A 22,888-nucleotide genomic window follows, 5' to 3' on the forward strand; every position below is an offset into this window, starting at 1 on the left:
GTGGCCATACTGGCCGGGTGAGACCACGGGTGCTCGTAGTGGACGACGAGATGGGGGTGCGTCGGGCGCTGGAACGCGGCCTGACGGCCGAGGGGATGGACGTGGTGTGCGCGGCGGACGGGCCGAGCGGGCTGCGGGCGGCGTTGACCGGCAGCTTCGACGTGGTGCTGCTGGACATCATGCTGCCGGGCCTGTCGGGCTACCGGGTGCTCCAGCACATGCGGGCCGAGAACGTGGAGACGCCCGTGCTGCTGGTGTCGGCCAAGGACGGCGAGGTGGACCAGGCGGACGGCCTGGACCTCGGGGCGGACGGCTATCTGGTGAAGCCGTTCTCCTTCATGGTGCTGGTGGCGCAGGTGCGGGCGGTGCTGCGGCGGGGGGCGTCGAGCGAGGCGGCGGCGGTGCAGCTGAAGGTGGGGGAGCTGGTCATCGACCGCGCCGGGCGCGAGGTGCGCTGGGCCGGGGAGGTGGTGGCGCTGAGCCCCCGTGAGTTCGCGGTGCTGGAGGTGCTGGCCAGCCGGGCGGGGGCGGTGGTCACGAAGGACGAGCTGCTGCGCACGGTGTGGGGCGACGAGCTGGCGGCCACGCGCAACGCGGTCGAGGTGTACGTGGGCTATCTGCGGCGAAAGCTGGAGGCCGTGGGCGCGGGTGACGTGGTGCGCACGATCCGCGGCCACGGATACATGGCCAGCTCGCCGGAGCTGGACGCCGCGCTCCGCCGATGACCCTGGACCCACGCGCGTGGTGGCGACGGCGCTCGCTGCGTTCGAAGATCACGGGCTCGGCCACGCTGTTCGCGATGGCGTGCCTGCTGGTGCTGGCCCACTTCGGCGGCGGCGCGATCGGCTCGCTGCTGGTCGGGGTCGCGGACACGGAGCTGCACCACGCGCTGGATTCCGCGACCGTGCAGGTGGCGCAGGGCAAGCCGGTGGACTCGGCCGGCACCGACACGCAGGTGCGCGTGCTGGACACCGAGGGCACGCCGGTCGACGGCGGTCGGCCGCCGAACCTGAGCGAGCACGACATCGACGCGCTGATGGCGGGTGTGAGCGTGCTGCGCCAGGAGGACGATCCGCCGCACCGATGGGTCGGGCAGGTGGTCTACGACCCCACGGGCCTGCCGCGCCTGGTCGTCGGAAGCGCGGGCCTGGTCGGCTACAACGAGGCGGTGAAGGAAGGCGCGGCCTGGCTGTCGCTGGCGGCGGTGCTCGCGTCGCTGCTGATCGGCGTGGCGACGTGGTTCCTGGTCGGCTGGTCGCTGTGGCCGGTGCGCCGCATGCACGCCGCCGCGGGCGCGCTGCCGCAGGGCGAGCGGCTGCCGGTGCCGGAGGCGCACGACGAGCTGCGCTCGCTGGCCGAAGCGATGAACGGCCTGCTGGCCCGGCGCGACGAGGCGGTCCAGCGGCTGCGGCGTTTCACCGGTGACGCCGCGCACGAGCTGCGCTCGCCGGTGGCGTCGATCCGCGCGCAGGCGGAGGTCGCGGTGACGCACCCCGATCCGGAGTTCGCGCAGGAGGTGTTGGCCGCGGTCGAGGAGGAGTCGGAGCGCATGTCGACCCTGGTCGACGACCTGTTGGCGCTGGCCCGCTCGGACGCGGGGGAGTCGCAGCCGGTGGGTCGGGTCGACGTGAGCGAGGCGGCGATCGCCGCGGCCGAGCGCCTGTCAGCTGACGGCGGCCCGCGCATCCGGGTCGACGCCCCGAGGGCCGGGGCCGTGGTGCTGTGCGCGCCGGGGGAGGTCGCGCTGGTGCTGAACAACCTGCTCAACAACGCCCTCCGGTACGCGCGCGTGCAGGTGCGGGTGTCGGTGCTGCCGGCCGGCGCGACCGTGCGCCTGCTGGTCGACGACGACGGGCCCGGCGTGCCGGTGGAACACCGCAGTCGGCTGTTCGATCGCTTCTACCGCGTGCAGGACGACCGTGGCCGCGGGACCGGCGGCGCGGGTCTGGGCCTGGCCCTGGTGGCCGAGGCCGTGCAGCGCCGCGGCGGCACCGTGCGCGTGACCGACTCGCCCGAGGGCGGCGCGCGGTTCGAGGTCCGTTGGCAGGCCGCCGGCCTGGCGATGTGGGGCAGGATCTGATCGTGACCCAGATCGTCGTCGCCACCGCCATCGTGCGGAACGGACAGGTGCTGGCCCAGCAGCGGGCGTATCCGAGCGCGGACGCCGGTCGCTGGGAATTCCCCGGCGGCCGGGTGGAACCGGGGGAGTCCGAGGAATCGGCGGTCGTCCGAGAATGCCGGGAAGAACTGTGCGTCGAAGTGTCGGTCGGGCGGCGTATCGGTCCCGATGTTCCGCTGCGGAACGGCATGATTCTGCGGCTCTATTCCGCCGAACTGGCGGAGGAAAGCGCCGAGCCGATCGCCGTGGAGCACAGTGCCGTCATGTGGGTGAGCGTCGAGGAATTCGACGGCCTGCCGTGGCTGGACGCCGACCTCGCGTTCCTTCCGGATCTGGCCGAAAATGTTCGATTGGCCAGTCGAACAAACCTCTGACCTGCACGAACAAGACTTCGCACATTTCCGGCTTGAACCGGACGGCCCGGTCGGGCTTGGCTGTGCGCAGCGGATTTCCGCCAGTCACGAGGGGAAAACATGAACAAGGTCATGGCCGTTGTCACCGCCGGCGCGCTGGGTCTGGGCCTGATGGCCGTCGCGGCCCCGGCCGCCGACGCCGCCACCCACGATGCGAGCATCGCTTGCACCTCGCCCAAGGACGCGAAGGCCAACTACTCCTGGGGCGACGGCTTCACCACGGTGACCGTCTACTTCAACAACCACTGCTCGGGCGCGGTCTCGGCCGGCATCGTCACCGAGGACACCGACGACCGGCAGTCCATTTACTGCCTGAAGACCAACGGCGGCACCAAGGGCAAGAAGAAGTTCGACATCGGCGTGGACGAGCACGTCGTCAAGATCAAGAAGGGCTGCTCGCTCTGAGCTGAGCTGAGCTGAGCGGGCGGGTGACATCGGGGGGTGTCACCCGCCCCGCTCGTTCCGTCACGCATCGTTGACATACCCCCGGGTGGTTTATATTCCCGGCCCGTGACCAGTCCTCAGCAGCAGGCTCGGCGAGGGCGCAGGCACATCGTTCCCGACGCCGGCGACGGCCCGGCGGCCCGATTCGCCCGCGACCTGCTGGAGTTGAAGGAGCTCGCCGGCAACCCGTCCTACGACCGGATGCGCGCCGAGCTTGGGGCCGCGGCGTCGAAGTCCACGCTGTCGGCGGCCACCCGGGGCCGCACGCTGCCGTCCTGGGAGACCACCTGGGAGTTCGTGCGCTGCCTGGCCGGCTCGGGCGACGACGTCCGGCGGGAGTGGCGTTTCCGTTGGGAGACAGCCAATGCCGAGCTCGCGAACCCGGAGGAGCCGGTGGCCGAGGAGCCGGAGCCGACCAAGCCTCGACGGCGTCGGCGGGTCGTGTTGGCTGCCGCGGCCGTGGTGCTGCTGGCCGCCGCCGCGGTGCTGGTGCCCAGGCTGTTCCGGCACCTGCCGACCTGGGGCGCGGCCAACCCCTACCCGCTGCCCGGGGACGCCTCCGGCTTCGGCGGCGACGGCCTGTCCGGCGACATGACCTACCCGGACGGCTCGCAGGTGCTGGTCGGCCAGACCTTCACCAAGGTGTGGCGGCTGAAGAACATCGGCACGGTGCCGTGGCACGGCCGGTTCCTGGCCATCGCCGGCGGCACCACCGTGCTGTGCGAGTCGCCGACGCGGGTGCCGGTGCCCGACGCCGAGCCCGGCCAGATGGTGGCGGTGAGTGTCGCGGTCACGCCCAAGGCCGCCGGCACCTGCCACGTGCTCTGGAAAATGGTCGACGCCGAGGGCGCGCTGGTGCTGCCCGACCGCAACGGGGTCTTCTACGACGTCAAAGTGATCGCGCCCACGGGGTGATCAGGTGTGAATCCCGTCACGGGCGGACGGCCGTCCCGGCCGGTCGAACAAGATCGACAAACCGCCGCCCCCGCCGTGGGTCACGCCGCCTTCTTCTTGGCCTTGAGCAGGGCAAGGACCGGGCACCGCTTGCACCTCGGCTTGGACCGGCAGCATTTCTTCTTGACCTTGACCTTGCCCACCCGGCGCGCTCCCGTCCTCGACTCCGGACAGGATAGGTGAGCCTTGCCTTAGTCGGAACCCGCGCGTCCGAAAAGGTATGATGGAGCAGGACACGTGCGGGTATCAGAAGGCCGCCGGTGCCCACCTCCCACCTTCGTAGCTCTAGGAGTTCCGCGTGCCCACGGCCACCGCGAGTCAGATCCGCACGGACCTACGCAACGTCGCCATCATCGCGCACGTCGACCACGGCAAGACCACGCTGGTCGACGCCATGCTGCGGCAGTCGGGCGCCTTCGCCGCCCGGGCCGAGCTGGTCGACCGGGTCATGGACTCCGGCGACCTGGAACGTGAGAAGGGCATCACGATCCTGGCCAAGAACACCGCGGTCCGGCGCAGCACGCCCGACGGTGTGGTCACGATCAACGTGGTCGACACCCCCGGCCACGCCGACTTCGGCGGCGAGGTCGAGCGCGCGCTGTCCATGGTCGACGGCGTGCTGCTGCTGGTCGACGCCAGCGAGGGCCCGCTGCCGCAGACCCGCTTCGTGCTGCGCAAGACGCTGGCCGCCGGCCTGCCGGTCGTGCTGGTCGTCAACAAGGTCGACCGCCCCGACGCCCGCATCGCCGAGGTCGTCGAGGAGACCCACGACCTGCTGCTGGACCTGGCCGCCGAGCTTGATGACGCAGACGGCGCCGGCAGTTTCGATTCCGGGTCCGTGCTCGACCTGCCGGTCATCTACGCCTCGGCCCGCGCCGGCAAGGCCAGCCTGGTCCAGCCCGAGGACGGCGGCCTGCCCGACAGCGAGAACCTGGACCCGCTGTTCGACGTGCTGCTGGGCCACCTGCCCGCGCCGACCGGCGACCCCGAGGCCCCGCTGCGCGCGCTGGTCACCAACCTGGACGCCAGCAGCTTCCTCGGCCGTATCGCGCTGTGCCGCATCCACGCCGGCACCATGCGCAAGGGCGAGTTCGTGGCCTGGTGCCGCGAGGACGGCTCGACCCAGCGGGTCAAGATCACCGAGCTGCTGATCACCGAGGGCCTGGAGCGCCAGCCGGCCGAGCGGGCCGCCGCCGGCGACCTGGTGGCCATCGCCGGCATCCAGGACATCACCATCGGCGACACGCTGGCCGACGCCGAGAACCCCGAGCCGCTGCCCCGGATCACCGTGGACGAGCCGGCCATCTCCATGACCATCGGCGTCAACACCTCGCCGCTGGCCGGCCGCAACGGCGGCACCAAGCTGACCGCCCGCCTGGTCAAGGCCCGGCTGGACAGCGAGCTGGTCGGCAACGTCTCGATCCGCGTGCTGCCCACCGAGCGCCCCGACACCTGGGAGGTGCAGGGCCGTGGCGAGCTGGCGCTGGCCATCCTGGTCGAGCAGATGCGCCGCGAGGGCTTCGAGCTGACCGTGGGCAAGCCGCAGGTGGTCACCCGCACCATCGACGGCGTGCTGTGCGAGCCGTACGAGCGGCTGACCGTGGACGCCCCCGAGGAGCACCTGGGCGCGATCACGCAGCTGCTGGCCAACCGCAAGGGCCGCATGGAGCACATGGACGGCCACGGCACCGGCCGCATCAAGCTGGACTACGTGGTCCCGGCCCGCGGCCTGATCGGCTTCCGCACCGACTTCCTCACCGAGACCCGCGGCACCGGCATCGCCAACCACGTGTTCGAGGGCTACCACCCGTGGGCCGGCGAGATCCGCACCCGGCACTCCGGCTCGCTGGTCGCCGACCGCACCGGCCCGATCACCGCGTACGCGATGATCCAGCTGGCCGACCGCGGCACCTTCTTCGTGGAGCCCGGCCAGGACTCCTACGAGGGCATGGTCGTGGGCGAGAACCCGCGGGCCGAGGACCTGGACATCAACGTGGCCCGGGAGAAGAAGCTCACCAACATGCGGCAGTCCTCGGCCGACGTGATGGAGACGCTGGCCCGTCCGCGCAAGCTGTCGCTGGAGGAGGCGCTGGAGTTCTGCGCCAGCGACGAGTGCGTCGAGGTGGCCCCGACCGTGGTCCGGGTGCGCAAGCTGGTGCTGGACGCCACCACCCGCGGCCGCGAGCGCTCCCGCGCCAAGACCCGCGACGCCGCCGCCAAGTAGCGCCTTCCAGCAACCCCGGGTACCCCGAGCACGTCTTATCACCCGTGTGGTCCATAGTTGACGGCTGTGGACCACACGGGGCGTCGCCCCTGACTTTTCGGCGTCTGGAGGGGGATTCGTGCGCGGCAGGTCGGTGCTGCTCGCCCTCGCGGCGGCGGTCTCGCTGCTGACGGCGTGCACCGACTCCCCGCCGCCCCCGTTGGTTAGCGCCCCGCCGACCACGGTCACGCCCACGCATCCGACCGATCCCACCCAGCTGGTGGTCGGCGTGGACAGCGTGAAGGGCGGCTACAACCCGCATCTGCTGGCCAACCAGACCACGGTCACCCGGGCGCTGGGCGAACTCGTGCTGCCCTCGGTTTTCCACACCGGGCCGGACGGCTCGCCGGTGCTGGACCAGACGCTGATGGCCTCGGCCGAGGTGACCAAGGTCGCCCCGTACACGGTCACGTACACCATCCAGCCGCAGGCGGCCTGGGGTGACGGCGCGCCGATCGCCGCCGAGGACTTCGCCTACCTGTGGCAGAACATGCGCAGCCAGCCCGGCGTGGTCGACCCGGCCGGCTACCGGCTGATCACCGGCGTGTCGGCCCGGGACGGCGGCCGGGTCGCGGACGTGACCTTCAGCCAGCCCTACCCGGGCTGGCGGTCGCTGTTCAACGACCTGATGCCGGCTCACCTGCTCAAGGACGCCCCCGGCGGCTGGACCGGCGCGCTGAGCACCACGTACCCGGTGGCCGGCGGCCCGTTCTCGGTCCGGGACATCGACCAGGAGCGCGGCGAGATCCTGTTGCAGCGCAACGACCGCTACTGGGGTCAGTCGACCAAGTTGCAGCAGGTGCTGCTGCGCCAGGCCGGCGCGGCCGACCTGGTCGGCGCGCTCAAGGCCGGCGACGACCAGCTGGCGGTGCTCGACCCGAGCGACAGCACGATGCGGGCGCTCACCGAGCTGGGCAAGTCGGCGCAGCTGACCACCGTGCCCAACCCGGTGGTGGTCCAGGTGTTGCTGCGCCAGTCCAGTCCCCGGCTGTCCGACCCGACGCTGCGGGCCGCGGTGTTCGCCGCGATCGACCGCGAGGCGTTGGTCTCCATCGGCTCGGCCGGCGGGCCCTCGGCCGCGCTGCGGGCCGACTCGCTGGTTGTGGCCCCGTCGCAGCCCGGCTACCAGCCGACCATCCCGGCCGGCGTGGGCACGCCCAACGCCGACACCGTGTCCCAGCTGCTCACTCAGCTGGGCTACACCAAGACCAACGGATCGTGGGTCCGTGACGGAGTGCCACTGAACCTCGTGATCGGCGCGCCCAACGACCGTGCTCCCTACTCGCAGCTGGCCGGGGTGTTGCAACAGCAGCTGATGGCGGCCGGCATCGGGGCGACCATTCTCAACACGTCGGGTGACCAGCTGTTCGGCACGGTGCTGCCGTCGACCACCACGACCACGGTGACCGGGAGTAGCGCGACCAGCGCCAGCCCGACCACCGACGCGGGCGGGGACGCCGCCTCGACGGTGGACATCGCCATCGTCCCGCAGGCGGTCAGCGGGGACGCGGCGAGCGTGCTGGCGACCTCGTTCGGCTGCCGGGGCCCGTTGCCCGACGGCACGACCGCGCTGCCCGCGGCCAATCCGGACGGGTTCTGCGACCACGGCCTCCAGCCGACCATCGACGCCGCGCTGACCGGCGCGATGTCGCTGTCGGACGCCCTGGCCACGGTCGAACCGGCGCTGTGGCAACAACACGTGGCGTTGCCGTTGTTCCAACTCGCCGATGTGCTCGCAACCGGTCCCGAGATCACTGGGGTGAACGGCGGACCCCCCTTGGTCGGTCCCTTTGCCGGCGCCCCGACGTGGCGCCGATCAGTTCGGAAGTGACCCGTTCGTGTTGTTAATTGCTGTTAATTCGGTCAGCGCGGCGACACTCGCCGATTTCAACTCTTGACAGATTTTTCGCCCGTTCGGGTACCGGACGATCCCGGCCGGTAACGAGTCAATCGCTACGCGCTGTCACCGTGTCACCCTTTGGTCACGATCGCCGTGTCCCTGGTGACCGCCGGGTATTCCCCTTCTTACGGTGCCTGGCACAGGCGCGCAGGTCGAGTAGCTTGTGGCGCGCTATGGTCCCCGGGTGTGCACGTCGACTGATCGAGTCGCGGCCGCCCTGTGCTAGGAGGGCACGTGTCAATGAGGAGATCCAAGGCGATCCCCGCGATCCCCGCGATCGCGGTGATCGCCGGCGCCGCGCTCATGCTGACCGCATGTGGCGGCTCTGGTGGAGGCGATCAGAGCAACGGGGCGGGTTCGGGCAACTCGAACACTGCCATTGCCAAGGGTGAATCCGGTGACACGTACACCGCCCCCAAGGTCGCCGACATGGGCCCGGTCGTCGTTTCCACCGACAAGCCCTTTACCGCGTACAACAACGCGGAGGAGAGCGCGGTCCAGTCGTACAACACGTACGCCTTGATCCAGGTCCTCGCCCGTCCGTTCATCCTGGACGGCAACAACAAGGTCCTGCTGAACAAGGACGTCATGGACTCGGTCGACGTCACGTCGTCCAGCCCGCAGACGGTCACCTGGAAGATCAAGCCGGGTGTCGAGTGGTCCGACGGCGCGCCGTGGAACTGCAAGGACTTCTACCTGGCCTGGCTGTCGCAGAGCGGCCAGGACAAGAAGCCGGACGGCTCGGGCACCTACTTCCTGCCCGGCAGCACCACCGGCTACAGCTCCATCAGCTCGGCCAAGTGCGAGAACGACACCACCTTCGTGACGACGTTCTCCGAGCCGTTCGGTGACTACAAGGGCCTGTTCGGCATCGGCGACGACCTGCTGCCGGCGCACATCCTGGAGAAGCAGACCGGCGTCTCGGACATCACCCAGGTGACCCCGAAGAGCCCGGCCGACGTGCTGGACAAGGTCTCCAAGTTCTGGAACGAGGGCTGGAACGGCTGGAAGTCCGACCTCGGCCCCGCCTCCGGCGCGTACATGATCAAGGACTGGCAGCAGGGCACCTCGATCACGCTGGTGCGCAACCCGAAGTGGAAGGGCAACGCGGGCGGCCCGTCGCAGATCACCCTGAAGGCGATCCCCGACTCCAACGCCCAGGTCCAGGCGCTGCAGAACAACGAGGAGCAGGTCATCTCCTCGGCCCAGCCGGACAACAACGCGGCCCAGCAGCTGCAGCAGCTGGCCTCCTCGGGCATCACCTACGGCGCCACCTCGGGTCTGAACTACGAGCACCTCGACCTGAACCTGAAGCGGCCGATCTTCCAGGACGAGGCGGTGCGCAAGGCCTTCGGCCAGTGCATCAACCGCAACGAGCTGGTGGACAAGCTGATCAAGCAGGTCCAGCCGGACGCCAAGCCGTTCAACAGCGTCGTGTTCTTCCCGAACCAGACCGGCTACACCGACAACTACTCGGACAAGCTGATCAACAACCCGGCGACGGCCAAGTCGACCCTGGAGGCCGACGGCTGGAAGCTCGGCGCGGACGGCATCATGGCCAAGAACGGCCAGCGCCTGTCGTTCAAGATCAGCCACACCGACATTCCGCGCCGTAAGTCGACCGTCGCGCTGCTGCAGCAGGAGTGCAAGGCGGCCGGCATCGACATCCAGGACGACACCGACGCCAACTTCCTGGACAAGCGGGTCAGCCAGAGCGACTACGACGTCGCCCTGTTCGCGTGGTCGGTCCAGCCCTTCCACTCCTCGGGCCTGGCCACCTACACCACCGACGGCGGCCAGAACTGGAACGGCTGCGGCACCGCGGCCTCGGACGCGTCCTTCAAGAAGGCGGCCACCGAGACCGACGACACCCAGTCGATCGCCGACTACCAGGCGGCCGACAAGGCGATCGCGGCGACGTACTGCACGTTCCCGCTGTTCCAGCCGCCGAACATGTACGCCTACACCGGCGACATCGACCGGGCCTACTTCCAGTCGTACTACGGCGCTCTGTGGAACGCCAACGAGTGGCAGAAGCCCAACGCCTGATCAGTTTCTGATCGGCACTACGGTTGAAGGCTCCCCGGCGTCGGTCGCGGTCGCGATCGGCGCCGGGGCGCGCCCGTGCTGTACTGACCCCGTCCCCACCCGTCCAGGCAGACCTCGCTCCAGCCGGCTACCCGACCAGCGTCGGCGTGAGGTCGTCGAGGAGCAACCCGTGTTCCAGTACCTGATTCGACGGTTGCTGATCTCCATACCCATCCTGCTGATCGGCAGCTTCCTCGTCTTCATACTCGTGGCGTCCGCCGGTGACCCGCTGGCCGCGCTGAAGACCAAGCCCGGCGTGACCGCCGAGCAGATCCACTCCCTGTCCATCCAGCTGGGCCTGGACCAGCCGATCCTGATCCGCTACTGGAACTGGCTGACCGGCTTCCTGACCGGCAACTGGGGAGTCAGCGTCGCCCTGGGCGAGGCCCAGGCCCCCGTGTACACCACCATCACCAACGCGCTGTGGGTGACGCTGCGGCTGGTCATCGGGGCCGAGCTGCTGGCGCTGGTGCTGGGCGTGGCCGTGGGCGTGTTCTCCGCCGTCCGGCAGTACTCGATCTTCGACTACATCATGACCAGCGTCGCGTTCCTGATGTTCTCGATGCCCATCGCGTGTGTCGCGGTCGTGGTGAAGAACTACGGCATCCAGTTCAACGACCTGCTGGTCTCGCTGCACCTGCAGCGCTGGCTGACCACCGCGGGCCCGCCGACCAACGGCTTCGGCCACAACCTCGGCCAGGTCATCGTCAACTACACCGGCACCTTCCTGCTGCCGACGATCTCGCTGATGACCATCAGCTTCGCCGCCTACAGCCGGTTCCAGCGCGCCTCCATGCTGGAGACGCTCAACGCCGACTACGTGCGCACCGCCCGGGCCAAGGGCCTGTCGCAGGCCCGCGTGATCTTCCGGCACGCCATGCGCAACGCGCTGATCCCGGTCAGCACGCTGTTCGCGCTCAACATCGGGGCCATCATCGGCGGCGCCATCATCACCGAGCGGGTGTTCGGCTGGAACGGCATGGGCACCGTGCTGGTGAAGTCGGTCGGCAACTACGACCCACCGACCCTGATGGGCTGGTTCGCCGTGACGGCGACGGTGGTCGTCATCTTCAACCTGATCTCTGACCTGCTCTACGGCCTTCTCGACCCGAGGATCCGCCTTGGCTAACGCTACCCAGACCACCGCGGACGGCGGCGCCGCCGCCGACGCCGTGCGCCACGAGTTCGACGCCAAGGCGCGGTCCCAGACGTCCATCATCCTCGGCCGGTTCGTGCGCCACCGGCTGGCCATGGTCAGCCTGGGCGTGCTGGTGCTGCTGGCCGTGGTGGCCGTCGTGGTGCCGTTCTTCCTGCCCTACAACTTCGCCGACACCAGCTCCGGCGGCTACCTGCCGCCCAGCGGCCGGCACCTGCTCGGCACCGACCAGCTCGGCCGGGACGGGCTCGCGCAGCTGCTGCGCGGCACCCAGTTCTCGCTGGCCATCGCCTTCTCGGTGGCGATCAGCTCGACCGTGGTCGGCGTGCTCGTCGGCGCGGTCGCCGGCTACCTGCGGGGTTTCATCGACAACGCCCTGATGCGGCTGGTCGACCTGTTCCTGATCGTGCCGCAGATCGCCGTGGTCGCGCTGCTGGTGCACGCGCTGACCCCGAGCTGGTACGTGGTGGCCGGCGTGCTGGCCATCTTCAGCTGGATGCAGATCGCCCGCATCACCCGCGGCGAGGCGCTGTCGCTGGCGGCCCGCGAGTTCGTCGAGGCCTCCCGCGCGGCCGGCGCCGGCACCTGGCACATCGTGTTCAAGCACCTGATCCCGAACATGATCGGCACGATCACCGTGAACGCCACGCTGTCGGTGTCGGCCGCCGTGCTGACCGAGGCGGCGCTGTCGTTCATCGGCCTGGGCGTGCAGCTGCCCGACACCTCGCTGGGCCTGATCGTGCAGGACAACTACACCCAGGTGCTGCTGCGGCCGTGGCTGTTCTGGGGTCCGTTCCTGGCCATCGTGCTCATCTCGGTGACCATCAGCTTCATCGGCGACGGACTGCGTGACGCGTTCGACCCGAGGCAGACGAAGGTGCGTGCGTGATGACCGACTCGATCGACACGAACGAGCCGCTGCTGCGGGTGTCCGACCTGACCGTCGAGTTCCCCACCGACGACGGCGTGGTGCACGCGGTCCGCGACCTCAGCTTCGACCTTCGGCCCGGCGAGGTGCTGGGCGTGGTCGGCGAGTCCGGCTCCGGCAAGTCGGTGTCCTCCATGGCCATCCTGGGCCTGCTGCCCCGGACCGCGCGCATCTCCGGCTCCATCGCCTACCGCGGCCAGGAGCTCAACGGCCTGAGCTACAACGAGATGCGCAAGTTCCGCGGCAACTCGATCGCCATGATCTTCCAGGACCCGATGACCTCGCTGAACCCCGTGTTCACCGTGGGCGCGCAGCTGGCCGAGGCCTACCTGGAGCACCACAAGGTGTCCAAGAAGGTGGCCTGGGCCAAGGCGGTCGAGTCCCTGGAGCAGGTCGGCATCCCGCAGCCGGACCGGCGGGCCAAGCAGTACCCGCACGAGTTCTCCGGCGGCATGCGCCAGCGCGTGGTGATCGCCATGGCGATCATCAACGACCCGGACGTGATCATCGCCGACGAGCCGACCACCGCGCTGGACGTGACCGTGCAGGCGCAGATCCTGGAGACGCTGCTGCGCATCCGGGACGAGACGAGCGCGGCCATCATCATGATCACCCACGACCTGGGCGTGGTCGCCGGCATGGTCGACAAGGTGCAGGTGATGTACGCCGGCACCGTGGTCGAGGCCGGGGCGGTGGACGAGGTGTTCGACACCCCGCGCATGCCGTACACGGTCGGCCTGCTCGGCTCCAACCCGGACCCGAGCCTGATCGGCCAGCGGCTGACCCCGATCTCCGGCGCGCCGCCCTCGCTGGTCAACCTGCCCAGCGGCTGCGCGTTCTCGCCGCGCTGCCCGCTGGTGGCCCCGGTCTGCCACGAGGCGGAGCCGGAGCTGGCCGAGGTCGGCGGCGCGGTCGCGCACCTGACCCGGTGCCACCGCTGGAACGACCTGGCCGGCTACGAGGACCCGAAGAAGCTGTTCGCCCGCAAGGAGATCGGCGCCGAGGAGCCGATCGCGGCGCTCCTGATCGACAACCCCGAGGTGGTCGTCGAGGAGCACCTCGCGGACGGCGCCGACTCAACGAAGGAGGCCGCGTCGTGAGCACCGGCACCGAGACCAAGCCGGCGACCGGCGGCGCGGACACCACCGGCACGCCCCTGCTCCAGGTGAAGGACCTGTACAAGTCCTTCCCGGTCCGCGGCGGCGGCATCATCCCGCGCACCGTCGGCCAGGTGCAGGCCGTGCACGGCGTCAGCTTCGACCTGGCCGCCGGCGAGACGCTGGGCCTGGTCGGCGAGTCCGGCTCGGGCAAGTCCACCACCGGCCGGGCCATCCTCCAGCTGCACAAGCCCACCTCGGGCTCGGTGAAGTTCGAGGGCCGCGAGCTGACCACCATGGCCGGCAAGGAGCTCCAGGCGATGCGCCGGGACCTCCAGATCGTGTTCCAGGACCCGTACGCGTCGCTGGACCCGCGCTGGCAGGTCAACGACATCATCGCCGAGCCGCTGCGCATCCACCGGTTCGGCAGCCCGGACGAGATCCAGGCCCGGATCAACCAGCTGATGGAGATCGTCGGCCTGAACCCGGAGCACCGCAACCGGTACGCCCACGAGTTCTCCGGCGGCCAGCGGCAGCGCATCGGCATCGCCCGGGCGCTGGCGCTGAACCCCAAGTTCGTGGTGCTGGACGAGCCGGTGTCGGCGCTGGACGTGTCCGTGCAGGCCGGCGTGGTCAACCTGCTGGAGGAGTTGCAGCAGGAGCTCAACCTGGCCTACCTGTTCGTGGCCCACGACCTGTCGGTGGTGCGGCACCTGTCGCACCGGGTGGCCGTCATGTACCTGGGCACGCTGATCGAGGTGGGGCCGCGGGAGCTCATCTACAGCCGGCCCATGCACCCGTACACACAGGCGCTGCTGTCGGCCGTGCCGGTGCCCGACCCCAAGCGCGAGCGGGAACGCCAGCGCAACCGGATCGTGCTCACCGGTGACGTGCCCAGCCCGGTGAACCCGCCATCGGGCTGCCGGTTCCGCACGCGGTGCTGGAAGGCCCAGGACATCTGCGCCACCGAGGTGCCGGAGCTGCGCAAGCGCGGCGACAGCGAGCTGCTGTCGGCCTGCCACTTCGCCGAGGAGATGCCCGTCGCCTGAGCCTGCCGCTCACGCGGATGGCCGTCGGACCCCGGTCCGGCGGCCATTTCCTTTGCTGGGCCGGCCCGGCGCGGGAGCCCCAGAAAGCACACCGAGAGATCAGGCGAGCGCTCTCCACGAGCAGACCTCGCCCAACCTCTCGGCATTTACCGGTTCCTCCCCACGGTGTCTTCGACCCTAGCGAGGGGGTCTGACATTTTCGTGACGCCGTCGCGTCATGACCACACCGTGCCGCCGCTGTAGTCCGACGCCAGCGTCGAGTGCACCGAGGACAGCACCGCCGCGTCGGTGGTGATCAGGCCCAGCTCCCGGTTGGAGTTGAGGGAGGCATTGGAGAAGTTCTCCGAGCCCAGGAACACCTTGGCCCCGGTGCGGCCGTAGTCGGCGACGATGGCCTTGGCGTGGATGTAGAGCGAGGCGTCGGCGGCGTAGGTGGCGACCTTGGCCCCGGCGGCGGTGAGGGCGTCGAACTCGGTGGCGTAGTCGTCGGCGGTGTTGGTCATGACCACCTGCACGGCGACGCCGCGCTTGGCCGCGTTCTCCAGCGCGGTGGTGACGGCCGGCAGGCCCATCTCCTCGTTCTCCACCTGGAGCGTGGCGGTGGCCCCGTTGATCAGGGCCAGCAGGTGGGACTGGGAGTCGGTGGGGCTCCACACCAGGTCGGCGCCGTCGCCCGGGGTGACCGCCGAGTGGGCGTAGTCGGCGTTGAACACCTTCTCGATGGCGGCGACATCGGCGGCGGTGGTGTCGAGGACCGAGAAGTCGCGGCTGGTGGCGTAGTACTGGCTGGTCAGGTTGCCGGTCATGATCGCCGACGTGACCCCGTCGACGGTCAGCGTCTTCTGGTGGGTGGCGGCGTAGGTCGTGTTGGCCCAGACCACGTGCACCCCCTTGCCGGACAGCAGCGTGTAGGCGGCCTGGTTGTGTGACTTCTCCCGGTTGACGTCCAACACGACCCGCACCGTCACGCCGCGCGCGGCGGCGTTCACGAGGTCGTTCTCCGCGGTCGTGTCGGTCAGCTCGTACATTGTCAGGTCGAGGGTTTTTTGCGCGCTGTTCATCAGGTCGTATATGGCGGTGTAACCCTGTTGTGGCTGTGTGACCAGCGTCAACGCTGATTGTGGGGCTAAAGGTAATGTCATGGACAAGGCGGCGGGAATGGCGAGTAAAAGGCTCGTCTTCATGTCTTGTTGATAGCGCGAATCGTATTCTCGCGCGGGGCCGGTAATTCACGGTTGACCGGCCCGGGCCGCTGCGCCGCCACCGCGTCACGGAGACGTCACGCCCCCTTGGTTAGCTGTGACTCGTCGACGAAGGGCGTACCGAGTCGCTGCCGGCCTCGCGGCAGGGGGGAACTCGGTGCGCCCGGGTTGTCGACGCAAGGGGGGAAACGAGGCCGCGTTCGCAGATTCCCCAGTCCCCGGACGCGGTCTCGGCCTCCCCGCCACCGGCCCTTGTCGGGCCGGGCAACTACCCTGGGCCGGTGACCCTGACCGCCCCTCCCCGGCTCGCGCTGGTGCACGCGCACCCCGACGACGAGAGCCTGTGCACGGGGGGAACCATCGCCCACTACGCCTCCCTCGGCGTGCACGTCACCGTCGTCACCTGCACGCTCGGCGAGGAGGGCGAGATCATCCCGGCCAGCCTGAACGAGCTGCGGGCCGAGGCCGCCGACCAGCTCGGCGGGTACCGGGTCGGCGAGCTGCGCTCGGCCTGCGCCGCGCTGCGGGTCAACGACCACCGCTTCCTGGGCGGCATCGGGCGCTGGCGGGACTCGGGCATGGCCGGCACGCCGTCCAGCAAGCATCCCCGGGCCTTCGTCGGCGGTGACATCGCCGTGCAGACCGAGCAACTGGCCGAGGTGCTGCGCCAGGTGAAGCCCCAGGTCGTCGTGGGTTACGACAGCTTCGGCGGCTACGGCCACCCCGACCACATCCGCGCGCACGAGATCACCACCGCGGCGGCGGCCATGGTGCCCGAGGTGCTGCGCGTGTTCCACACGGTGTCCTCCCGCGACGCCGTGGCCGAAGGGATCGAAAAGCTGCGCGGCGTCGAGGGCGTGCCGTGGCGGATGCCCGAGCCGGGCGAACTGGCCGTGGTGGACGACGACATCATCACCACCCGGGTGTCGGTCGAGGACCACGTGCCGGCCCGGCTGAGCGCGCTACGGGCCCACGCCACCCAGGTCGGCGTGTGGCAGAACGGCGAAGGCGCGGCCTGCTACGCGCTGTCCAACGGCATCGCCCAGCCGGTCATCGGCACCGAGTACTTCGTGCTCGCCGCCGGGCCGGCCGAGGGAGCCGAGACCGACCTGTTCGGCGGCCTCAACGACGTGGAACGCTCGCGATGAGGCCCGGCGACTGGGCGGTCCTCGTCGTGCTGGTGCTCGACGCGATCCTGCTAGCGGTCGTCGACCTCGTGTTCCTGCCGGCCCGGTTCGACGGCACGGTGCTGCCGGACCTGGGCGGCTTCCCGTTCCCGATCACCATCGTGATCGCCGCCCTGACCACGCCGCTGCTGGTGCGGGCGGCCGCCCGGCTGCGGCCGGTGACCTGGGTCGGCGGCCTGCCGGCCTTCGCCTGGCTGGCAGTCACCCTGTGGCTGACCGTCGGCGGCCCCGGCGGCGAGTTCCTGGTCTATCCCGACTGGCGGATCCTCGCGCTGCTGGCCGCCGGCTCGCTGCCGTCGGCCGTCGTGCTCGGCAACGCGCTCGGCCGGGCCGCCCGCGCGTCCCTGGCCCAGCAGCCGGTGGGCAGTGGATGACCCGGAGGTCGTCGCCGCGCTGCGCCCCTTCGCCCGCGCCGCGACGCAGCTGCTCGCCGTCCTGACCGAGCCCGACCCGTTCCGGCTGCACGGCCGGGCCATCGGGGCCGTGGCCAACATCGACGGCGTCGACCCCAAGTACCTGGCCCGACTCGGCTCGCTGCCCGACGAGCTCAGCCACCGGGTCGCCGCCCTCATGCCGCTGCTGGTCGCCTCCACCGGCGTCGACCGCCGCGCCCTCGGCCTGGCCGGCGAGGCGCTGGTGGTGTGCGCCGAGGCCGACACCCTGGAGCTGCGGGTGCGGGTGCTGGCCGCCGTGCTCTACGACCGTGACGTGAACGCCGCCCCGGTCGGCGGCGACGAGGAGGGCCAGACCGCCTGGCTGCTGGCCGAGCTGGCCGAGGCCAGCCGCCGCCACGGCCGGGTGACCGTGCGGGCCCTGGCCGTCACCATCCAGCGGCTCGGCGACCTGTTGGCGACCATCGACGGGCGCGCCCGGCCCCTGATCGGTGGCAGGCTGGGGTTGTGGCGCCTGCGCTCGCGGGCGCGGCGCTGGATCCGGGAGCAGAGCGCGGTCCGCTGGGACCCGCGTGGGAGGAATTCATGAGTGTGCAGCGCAAGGACGACCGGCACTCCAACGACCCGGTCGACGCGATCAAGGCCCTGGTCGACGGCAAGGAGGGGGAGGCCAAGCCCAGCGTGAAGGGGCCGCAGTTCCGCATCGTCGGTGACCAACGTCACACCGACAAGAAGAAGCCGCGCTAGGGCTTCCAGTAGCCGTACCGATGGTGCTCGGTGAAGCCGAGCCCCTCGTACAGCCGGATCGCCGCGGTGTTGTTGACCTCCACCTGCAACACCGACCGGTCCGCGCCGCACTGCCGTGCCCACTCGCCCAGGGCCGCCAGCAGTCGCTTGGCGACGCCCTGACGCCGTGCCCCGGGGTCGACCGCCAGCCGGGCGATGTGCAGCGTCGAGCCGACCACACAGCCCCGGACCACGGCGGTGTCCTCGACGTACCCGAAGCCGAGCTGTGGACCCGTGCCGAGCACGTGTCGCTGCGCGGCCGTGGGCTCCCCGACGCTGAATTGCCACCACTGCCGTGACGGCTTGTCCAGGACCTCGCCCAGGGGCTCCCCCTCGGGCACCGGACCGGTCATCACCTGCGACACGGCGCCGCCCGGATGGTCGGTGGCCCGCTGCCATCCCTCGTCCCGGATCCGCCGTTCGGTCTCGGACCCTTGGATGACGTGTGCCTTGGGCTCGATGCCGTGCCGCGCCGCGAAGGCCGCCGTGGCGGCGAGGGCCTCGGCCACGGGCATGCCGGGATCGCCGATGGTCAGGGCCGTGTTGGCCCGGCCGGTGAAGCCGCCGGCGGCGCGCAGACGCCACTCGCCGAGGCGCTCGTCGACCAGCGCCGGCCACGCGTCGGCGCACAGCGATTCCAGCTCGGTGACGGTGTCCACGGGGTGACTGTGCCCGGGCCCACATGGCCGATCCAGCAATTTTCCCGGCTTTCGGGACGTACCGTTGCGGTTGGGGTGACCAGGTGCGAGCCGGACCGGCCGGCCGGGGGATACTGACCCGGTGCGCGCGGACCCCTGACGGTGTCTCGCGGCGGATGAACGAAGAGGGAAGCAGGAGAACGCAGTGACCTACGTGATCGCCGAGCCCTGCGTCGATGTGCTCGACAAGGCGTGCATCGAGGAGTGCCCCGTCGACTGCATCTACGAGGGTGACCGGATGCTCTACATCCACCCCGACGAGTGCGTCGACTGCGGTGCCTGTGAGCCGGTGTGCCCGGTGGAGGCCATCTACTACGAGGACGACGTCCCCGACCAGTGGAAGGACTACACCAAGGCCAACGCGGACTTCTTCGACGAGCTGGGCTCGCCCGGCGGCGCGGCGAAGATCGGCAAGACCAGCAACGACCCGTCGTTCGTGGCCCAGCTGCCGCAGCAGGCCGCGCACGAGTGAGTGGCTTTACGACGGGGCCGGCGCTGCCGGACTTCCCGTGGGACTCGCTGGCCGACCACACCGCCACGGCGCGGTCGCACCCTGACGGTGTGGTCGACCTGTCCGTCGGGACCCCGGTCGACCCGGTGCCGGAGCTGATCCGGGACGCCCTCGCGGCCGTCTCCGACCAGCCCGGCTACCCGACCACGCATGGCACTCCCGAACTGCGCCAGGCCGCCGTCGAGGCGATGGCCCGGCGGTTCGGGGTCACCGGGCTCGACCCGGTGGCCGTGCTGCCGACGATCGGGTCCAAGGAGATGGTGGCCTGGCTGCCCACGCTGCTCGGCGTGCGCGCCGGGGACCTGGTGGCCATTCCCGAGCTGGCGTATCCGACCTACGAGGTCGGGGCCCTGCTCGCCGGCGCCGAGGTGGCGCGGGTGGAGGGCCTCACGGCGCTCGGTCCCCGCACGCCGGCCCTGTTGTGGCTCAACTCCCCGTCCAATCCGACCGGCCGGGTGCTGCCCGTCGAGCACCTGCGCAAGGTCGTGGACTGGGCCCGGGAGCGGGGCGTGGTCGTCGCCTCCGACGAGTGCTACCTGTCCCTGACCTGGGACGCTTCCGCCGTGTCGATCCTGGACCCGCGCGTGAGCGGCGGCAGCACCGAAGGCCTGCTGGCTGTGCACTCGCTGTCCAAGTCCTCCAGCCTGGCCGGCTACCGCGCGGGGTTCGTCACCGGCGACCCGGTCCTGGTCAAGCGGCTGCTGGAGACCCGCAAGCACGCCGGCATGATCGTGCCTCGGCCCGTGCAGTCGGCCATGACCGCCGCCCTCAGCGACGACCAGCACGTCGTCGACCAGCGGGCCCGCTACGAGGCCCGGCGCAAGGTGCTGCGAGAGGCGCTGCTCGGCGCCGGCTTCCGCATCGACCACTCCGAGGCCGGTCTGTACCTGTGGGCCACCCGTGACGAGGACGCCTGGAAGACCGCCGGCTGGCTGGCGTCGCTGGGCATCCTGGTCGCGCCGGGCACCTTCTACGGCCCGTCCGGCGACCGGCACGTCCGCATGGCGTTGACGGCCACCGACGAACGCATCGCCGCCGCAGCCTCCCGCCTCACCGCCTAGGCGAGGCTAGCGCCCCCGCCACCGGGCACCCCAGCTTTTTGCCACATGCGCTTCCTACTTGGCGTCTGATGCCACATAGGAAGCGCATGTGGCAAAAGAGGGGGTGTCAGCGAAGGGCGGCTTTACCCTGGCGGTCGACCGCCAGCCAAGCCGCCTGCCAGAGGTCGCGGGTAGCCAACCGGCGGACGTGCTCCCGCTCGACCAGGCGTCCGGCGACGAAGACCAGGTCCCAGTCGACGACGTCGCCCTGGGCCGCCACCAGTCGCCGGACCTCCTGCTCGGCGACGCAGGCGTCTTGGTGCTCGCCCAGCACCTCCTGGAGCTCCTTGCTGGCTCGCACCAGCTCCTTGAGCCGCTTGCCGGTGATGGGCCGGACCAGCTCGGCGGCGTACCGCAAACGCTTGCCGAGGATGCGCAGCCGGTGCAGCTGCTCGTCGGGCGGATCGGCCGGCAGGGCCTGCACGGCCCGGCGGAGCTTCCGGTAGGGGGCGCGGACCAGGTCGAGCAGCTCCGGCTGCGGGGCATCGGGGTCGATCTCGGAGTTGGCGGCCTGGGCGAGGTGGGTGAGCAGCGTCCGGTAGCGCGGGCTGTTCAGCGCGGCGGTCAGGCGTTCGCGGGCGGCGAGGCGTTCGGCGACGAGGCCGTCGAGCAGCGTGGCCGCGACGGCCCGCTCGTCCTCGGGGAAGTCGTCGGCCTCGGCTCGCAGGCGGTCGATGAGCACGTCCAGATCCCGCACCGGCCCGAGCGCCCCGCCCAGCCAGCCCAGTTCGGTCCGCAGCCGGTCACAGTCGGGCACACTTCCGGGCGCTGATTTGAGGACGGCTCGCAGCCGCCGAAGGGCGACGCGCATCTGGTGCAGGTCCTCGGGGTCCTCACCGGTGCGGGTGCCGGGTTCGTAGTGCAGCATGGCCAACGTCTGGGCGTGCAGGGCGGCTCGGACGTGGCGGGCCACCGGATCCTTCGCGGTCGCCGGGACCGGGAGCGGGGCCAGGCCCAGCCGCTCGGGCGTCACGGGCCGGCGAGCTGCGGCGATGGTCCGAGGGCTCATCGAGTGAATGGTAGGTGAAGAACGTATGAATGGCTCCCCTGAAGGGATGCCGAGATCGTCGGACGCCGGGCTGCTCGATGCGGCGGTGCGGGAGGCGCGTGCGGGTCGCGCCGAGGGCGGAATCCCGATCGGGGCCGCGCTTTTCCACGTCGACGGCACGCTGTTGGGCAGCGGTCACAACCGTCGCGTGCAGGACGGTGATCCGTCGATGCACGCCGAGACCGCCGCCTTCCGCAACGCCGGCCGGCGCGCCACCTACCGTGACACGATCATGGTGACCACGCTGTCGCCATGCTGGTACTGCTCCGGTCTGGTGCGCCAGTTCAACATCGGCCGGGTGGTGATCGGCGAGGCGCGGACCTTCCACGGCGGTCATGACTGGCTGGCCGAGCACGGCGTGGCCGTGACCGTGTTGGACGACGCCGAGTGCGTGGGCATGATGACGGAGTTCATCGCGGCGGAGCCGCACCTGTGGTTCGAGGACATTGGGGAGACGCCGTGAGCGCAGTGCCGAGTATCGATCTCCAGGCGTGGTTCCACGGCGACGACCGGGACCGGGCCGAGGTCGCCGCCCGTGTCGACCAGGCCTTGCAGACCGCCGGCTTCCTGCTCGTCACCGGGCACGAGGTGAGCACCGAGCTGCGCGACGCCACCCGCTCGGTCGCGCGGGAGTTCTTCGCCCTGCCCGAGGAGACCAAGCAGCGCTACGCCACCGCCGTCGGCGGCCGGGGCTGGCTGCCGCCCGGGGCCGAGGCCAACGGCTACGCCGAGGGCACGCCCACGCCGCCGGACATGAAGGAGTCCTTCACCGCCGCCTGCGACACCCCGACCGGCGATCCCGCCGTCGACGCCGAGTGGTTCGCCCCCAACGTCTGGCCCGACGCCGAGCTGCCTCGGATGCGCGACGTCGTCGGCGAGTACCTGGACGAGATGCACGCCCTGTCCGACGAGCTGATGGCCCTGTGCGCCGTCGCCCTGGGCCTCGACGTGGACTACTTCGAGCCGTTCCTGAGCGAGCCCACCTACGGCTTCAACATCAACTGGTATCCGCCCCTGACCAGCGTCGGGCCCGCCGCCGACGGTCAGTTCCGCATCGGCCCACACACCGACTTCGGCACCGTCACCGTGCTCGATCGCGAGCCCGGCCTCGGCGGCCTCCAGATCTACACCCAGGACGGCCAGTGGGTCGACGCCCCGTACGACCCTGCGGCGTTCACCATCAACATCGGCGACCTCATGGCCCGCTGGACCGGCGACCGCTGGCGCTCCACCCGGCACCGTGTCCTGCCTCCATCCCCGGATGCGCCGAGCGAGGACCTGGTGTCCCTGGTCTTCTTCTACGAGGCCAACCACGACGCCGTCGTCGAGTCCATGGCCCCGCCCATCGGCCGCCGCAGCTACCCGCCCACCAACTGGGGCCAGTACCTGAAGGAAAAGCTCGCGGCGATCAGCGTGGGGTGATCGGCTGGGGGATCCGGCGTAGTCCGGTGGCCTGGTGGTGGGTGTGGTTGTGGTTCTGGTGCCCGCGCCGCGCGGTTGCCGGGGGTGGGGTTTGCGGTGAGGGGTTGGGCGTTGTTCGGCTGAGGGGTGGG

23 protein-coding genes are annotated in these 22,888 nt (G+C 70.5%); 20 read left to right on the plus strand and 3 right to left on the minus strand.

Annotated features, from left to right (window positions below; genetic code table 11):
* Positions 1–17: 17 nt before the first annotated feature.
* The 12 genes from ACIG5F_RS42125 to ACIG5F_RS42180 all read left to right on the plus strand — a co-directional run bounded on the left by ACIG5F_RS42125 (position 18) and on the right by ACIG5F_RS42180 (position 14,411).
* Complete coding sequence (locus tag ACIG5F_RS42125) at positions 18–725, plus strand: response regulator transcription factor (protein ID WP_211763712.1); 708 nt, start codon at positions 18–20, stop codon at positions 723–725.
* Positions 722–2,080, plus strand: a complete 1,359-nt coding sequence (locus tag ACIG5F_RS42130; protein ID WP_396525829.1) for an ATP-binding protein — start codon at positions 722–724, stop codon at positions 2,078–2,080. The genes ACIG5F_RS42125 and ACIG5F_RS42130 overlap by 4 nt, the downstream gene beginning before the upstream one ends.
* A gap of 2 nt (positions 2,081–2,082) precedes the next feature.
* The gene (locus ACIG5F_RS42135; RefSeq protein ID WP_396525830.1) at positions 2,083–2,493 is read left to right on the plus strand and encodes a (deoxy)nucleoside triphosphate pyrophosphohydrolase; all 411 of its coding nucleotides are present in this window, start codon (positions 2,083–2,085) and stop codon (positions 2,491–2,493) included.
* Positions 2,494–2,592: 99 nt separating this feature from the next.
* Positions 2,593–2,937, plus strand: coding sequence for a hypothetical protein (locus ACIG5F_RS42140; RefSeq protein WP_396525831.1), 345 nt, complete (start codon positions 2,593–2,595; stop codon positions 2,935–2,937).
* A gap of 105 nt (positions 2,938–3,042) precedes the next feature.
* Positions 3,043–3,891, plus strand: coding sequence for an NBR1-Ig-like domain-containing protein (locus tag ACIG5F_RS42145; protein ID WP_396525832.1), 849 nt, complete (start codon positions 3,043–3,045; stop codon positions 3,889–3,891).
* A gap of 337 nt (positions 3,892–4,228) precedes the next feature.
* Positions 4,229–6,154, plus strand: coding sequence for a translational GTPase TypA (gene typA / locus ACIG5F_RS42150; protein ID WP_396525833.1), 1,926 nt, complete (start codon positions 4,229–4,231; stop codon positions 6,152–6,154).
* A gap of 118 nt (positions 6,155–6,272) precedes the next feature.
* Positions 6,273–8,024, plus strand: coding sequence for an ABC transporter family substrate-binding protein (locus ACIG5F_RS42155; protein ID WP_396525834.1), 1,752 nt, complete (start codon positions 6,273–6,275; stop codon positions 8,022–8,024).
* A 309-nt stretch (positions 8,025–8,333) separates the two neighbouring features.
* Positions 8,334–10,142, plus strand: coding sequence for an ABC transporter family substrate-binding protein (locus ACIG5F_RS42160; RefSeq protein ID WP_396525835.1), 1,809 nt, complete (start codon positions 8,334–8,336; stop codon positions 10,140–10,142).
* A gap of 169 nt (positions 10,143–10,311) precedes the next feature.
* A complete protein-coding gene (locus tag ACIG5F_RS42165; protein ID WP_396525836.1) occupies positions 10,312–11,310 on the plus strand; it encodes an ABC transporter permease in 999 nt (332 codons plus the stop codon).
* Positions 11,303–12,226 carry an ABC transporter permease gene (locus tag ACIG5F_RS42170; RefSeq protein WP_396525837.1) on the plus strand — a complete coding sequence of 308 codons (924 nt, stop codon included), beginning with the start codon at positions 11,303–11,305 and terminating at the stop codon, positions 12,224–12,226. Before ACIG5F_RS42165 ends, ACIG5F_RS42170 begins: the two co-directional genes overlap by 8 nt.
* Positions 12,226–13,365: an ABC transporter ATP-binding protein gene (locus tag ACIG5F_RS42175; protein WP_396525838.1), complete on the plus strand. Its 1,140-nt coding sequence runs from the start codon at positions 12,226–12,228 to the stop codon at positions 13,363–13,365. Before ACIG5F_RS42170 ends, ACIG5F_RS42175 begins: the two co-directional genes overlap by 1 nt.
* Positions 13,362–14,411 (plus strand): ABC transporter ATP-binding protein, encoded by a 1,050-nt coding sequence (locus ACIG5F_RS42180; RefSeq protein ID WP_396525839.1) that lies wholly within the window; start codon positions 13,362–13,364, stop codon positions 14,409–14,411. The genes ACIG5F_RS42175 and ACIG5F_RS42180 overlap by 4 nt, the downstream gene beginning before the upstream one ends.
* 215 nt (positions 14,412–14,626) lie before the next feature.
* Here ACIG5F_RS42180 and ACIG5F_RS42185 read toward each other — a convergent pair whose 3' ends face one another.
* Entirely contained in the window at positions 14,627–15,472 is an 846-nt protein-coding gene (locus tag ACIG5F_RS42185) for a phosphatidylserine/phosphatidylglycerophosphate/cardiolipin synthase family protein (protein WP_396525840.1), read from the minus strand.
* Between the two features lie 422 nt (positions 15,473–15,894).
* Here ACIG5F_RS42185 and mshB point away from each other — a divergent pair, with 422 nt between their 5' ends.
* From mshB to ACIG5F_RS42205, 4 genes are read left to right on the plus strand one after another with little or no spacing between them, the layout of a single operon-like run.
* Positions 15,895–16,761, plus strand: a complete 867-nt coding sequence (gene mshB / locus ACIG5F_RS42190) for an N-acetyl-1-D-myo-inositol-2-amino-2-deoxy-alpha-D-glucopyranoside deacetylase (RefSeq protein WP_396525841.1) — start codon at positions 15,895–15,897, stop codon at positions 16,759–16,761.
* Positions 16,758–17,174: a hypothetical protein gene (locus ACIG5F_RS42195; protein ID WP_396525843.1), complete on the plus strand. Its 417-nt coding sequence runs from the start codon at positions 16,758–16,760 to the stop codon at positions 17,172–17,174. Before mshB ends, ACIG5F_RS42195 begins: the two co-directional genes overlap by 4 nt.
* Positions 17,167–17,781, plus strand: coding sequence for a hypothetical protein (locus ACIG5F_RS42200; protein ID WP_396525844.1), 615 nt, complete (start codon positions 17,167–17,169; stop codon positions 17,779–17,781). The genes ACIG5F_RS42195 and ACIG5F_RS42200 overlap by 8 nt, the downstream gene beginning before the upstream one ends.
* Positions 17,778–17,939 (plus strand): hypothetical protein, encoded by a 162-nt coding sequence (locus tag ACIG5F_RS42205; RefSeq protein WP_396525845.1) that lies wholly within the window; start codon positions 17,778–17,780, stop codon positions 17,937–17,939. Before ACIG5F_RS42200 ends, ACIG5F_RS42205 begins: the two co-directional genes overlap by 4 nt.
* Here the strand turns inward: ACIG5F_RS42205 and ACIG5F_RS42210 are convergent.
* Positions 17,936–18,637: a GNAT family N-acetyltransferase gene (locus ACIG5F_RS42210; RefSeq protein ID WP_396525846.1), complete on the minus strand. Its 702-nt coding sequence runs from the start codon at positions 18,635–18,637 to the stop codon at positions 17,936–17,938. The two genes, ACIG5F_RS42205 and ACIG5F_RS42210, sit on opposite strands and share 4 nt — an antisense overlap.
* A gap of 184 nt (positions 18,638–18,821) precedes the next feature.
* On the opposite strand from ACIG5F_RS42210, the gene fdxA reads away from it, so the two are divergent.
* Positions 18,822–19,148, plus strand: a complete 327-nt coding sequence (fdxA, locus tag ACIG5F_RS42215; protein ID WP_396525847.1) for a ferredoxin — start codon at positions 18,822–18,824, stop codon at positions 19,146–19,148.
* Positions 19,145–20,248, plus strand: coding sequence for a succinyldiaminopimelate transaminase (dapC, locus tag ACIG5F_RS42220; protein ID WP_396525848.1), 1,104 nt, complete (start codon positions 19,145–19,147; stop codon positions 20,246–20,248). Before fdxA ends, dapC begins: the two co-directional genes overlap by 4 nt.
* A 106-nt stretch (positions 20,249–20,354) precedes the next feature.
* On the opposite strand, the gene ACIG5F_RS42225 is transcribed toward dapC, so the two are convergent.
* Positions 20,355–21,296 carry a CHAD domain-containing protein gene (locus tag ACIG5F_RS42225; RefSeq protein ID WP_396525849.1) on the minus strand — a complete coding sequence of 314 codons (942 nt, stop codon included), beginning with the start codon at positions 21,294–21,296 and terminating at the stop codon, positions 20,355–20,357.
* A gap of 46 nt (positions 21,297–21,342) precedes the next feature.
* Here ACIG5F_RS42225 and ACIG5F_RS42230 point away from each other — a divergent pair, with 46 nt between their 5' ends.
* Positions 21,343–21,798 carry a nucleoside deaminase gene (locus ACIG5F_RS42230; protein ID WP_396525850.1) on the plus strand — a complete coding sequence of 152 codons (456 nt, stop codon included), beginning with the start codon at positions 21,343–21,345 and terminating at the stop codon, positions 21,796–21,798.
* Positions 21,795–22,757, plus strand: coding sequence for an isopenicillin N synthase family dioxygenase (locus ACIG5F_RS42235; RefSeq protein ID WP_396525851.1), 963 nt, complete (start codon positions 21,795–21,797; stop codon positions 22,755–22,757). The genes ACIG5F_RS42230 and ACIG5F_RS42235 overlap by 4 nt, the downstream gene beginning before the upstream one ends.
* Positions 22,758–22,888 lie beyond the last annotated feature (131 nt).

Origin of the sequence: Kutzneria sp. NPDC052558 (assembly GCF_044547355.1) — a bacterium.
In the GTDB taxonomy this organism is placed as follows: domain Bacteria; phylum Actinomycetota; class Actinomycetes; order Mycobacteriales; family Pseudonocardiaceae; genus Kutzneria.